This window comes from Glycomyces sp. L485 (assembly GCF_022548875.1).
Classification (GTDB): Bacteria; Actinomycetota; Actinomycetes; order Mycobacteriales; family Micromonosporaceae; genus Glycomyces.
The window spans coordinates 1-1,560 of the sequence record NZ_JAKZEW010000069.1 but is presented as its reverse complement, the minus strand read 5'-3'; the positions used below and the strand labels follow the sequence as shown (position 1 = coordinate 1,560).

At 60.8% G+C, this 1,560-nt stretch carries 3 protein-coding genes; all 3 read right to left on the bottom strand.

Going from position 1 to position 1,560, the window contains the following annotated elements:
• Window positions 1-617, bottom strand: a 617-nt coding sequence (locus tag L0U85_RS19625) for a hypothetical protein (protein WP_241379464.1), incomplete at its 3' end; no start/stop codon positions are given.
• Between the two features lie 2 nt (window positions 618-619).
• A complete protein-coding gene (locus tag L0U85_RS19620; RefSeq protein ID WP_241379463.1) occupies window positions 620-1,207 on the bottom strand; it encodes a hypothetical protein in 588 nt (195 codons plus the stop codon).
• A gap of 134 nt (window positions 1,208-1,341) precedes the next feature.
• On the bottom strand, window positions 1,342-1,560 hold a 219-nt coding region (locus L0U85_RS19615; protein WP_241379462.1), incomplete at its 5' end, for a hypothetical protein.

The window sequence follows — 1,560 nt, the reverse complement described above, 5'->3', positions numbered from 1 at the left end:
GTCCAATACTGCGGAGCCGGATAAGGCAACTCCCCCGACTCACTGCCCTGCAGAGCAAAGATTTCAGAGGCCTTCTGTTCCAGAAGGCCCGACATGCCGCTGGTACCGTCGCCGATATCGGCAGCGATCTGCTCGCAATTGGCGAACACCGCCTCCATCTGCTCAGCGAAACCATCGAAGTCATCGCCCTGCCAACCATTGGCAAGTTCAGACAGCCTCGTACGCAGAATCGGAGCTACGGCAGTCTGTTCATTGTCTGCAAAGTCATACCCGACGTTCCGCCATTTGTATGCGAGTTCCTGAAGAGCGAACTTGTCGGGATCCGAGGGCCGGATCTGCCCGACCATGTTCTGGACTTCCTCCTGGCTCGGCGCGGCGGTGCCAATCGCCACGCACTTGAGGTACGAGGCCTGCCCGGCGACCGGGATCGCTGAGACGAGCTTGACCCACGCCACCTCTGCTTCAGTCGCACGGTTCTGGCAATCACCATTGGTGCAGGGTTCACCGTTGAGGAACGACACATCAGCAGTGGCCTGCTGGCCCTGAATCAACTCGGAGTTGTCGAGGTTCGCGTTAGCTGCGTAGTCTTCAGTCTCGAACTCAATGTTGTCACTCACGGCTACTTTACCTCCGCGATCTTGTCGTTGACGATCTGGTTCACCTCGGGGAAGTAGGTTTCGATGAACCATTGGTGAAGTTCGTCTTCGGTGAATGGATATGACGGTTCACCGCCACCGCGGAGGCCAAGGTCCGCAGCGTAGTTAAGGTCGATGTGGAAGATCCATTGGCCGTCGCGGGCGATGACCTGAGTGTTCGGTGAATCAGCGCTGCCAGTCCATGCATAGAGCACACCCTCGTCCCAAGGCCCTCCTATCTCGGTCTTGCGGAAGTCCCGACCCGCGGAACCTGAGGAGGCCGCTGCACCGATTCTCTCCTGGTAGGCAGCGGAGGCTTGGTCCTCATTCTCGGCAGGGACGATCGCTACCGCAATCTCGCCTCCACTTGTATATCCCTCGCTGTCGCCGAGGTTGATGAGGTTGCCGCAACCGATGGCGTCGGGGTCCCAGGTGTTGCCATATTCGCGGGTTCCGGGCTCGCCGCCTTCAGAGGTGGAGGAGCCCCAGCCCTCGATCCCCATGTAGTCGGTGATGGGTTGGAGGTTGTCGAGGACTTCGCAGGCGTCCCAGGTCGTCATGGCGGCGAACACCGGGTCGTCCCCGCCGGTTCCGTCGCCGTCACTGGAAGAGCCGTCGGCCGCTTGGCAGGCGGTCAGAAGGAGGGCGGCCGATCCGGCCGCAGCGAGAGTCTTGACGAATGCGTGCTTCATGAGTCCTGAGTGTCCTAGCTGTTGTCGATGTCACTGCCGACGGCATCGGTCTGCGCGACGTTGTACGTCTCCGCATCCGTATGCACACCAAGCGACTCGTTGATCGTCACGATCGCGCCATAAAGATCCGCGCGCAGCTTCTGCAGGTTGTTCCAGGTGTCCTCGTGCGCGCTCGCGTACTGGGTCCGCGCGCTCTGCGAGGAGTCGAGCAGACCGAACCCGGGCTCGACGCC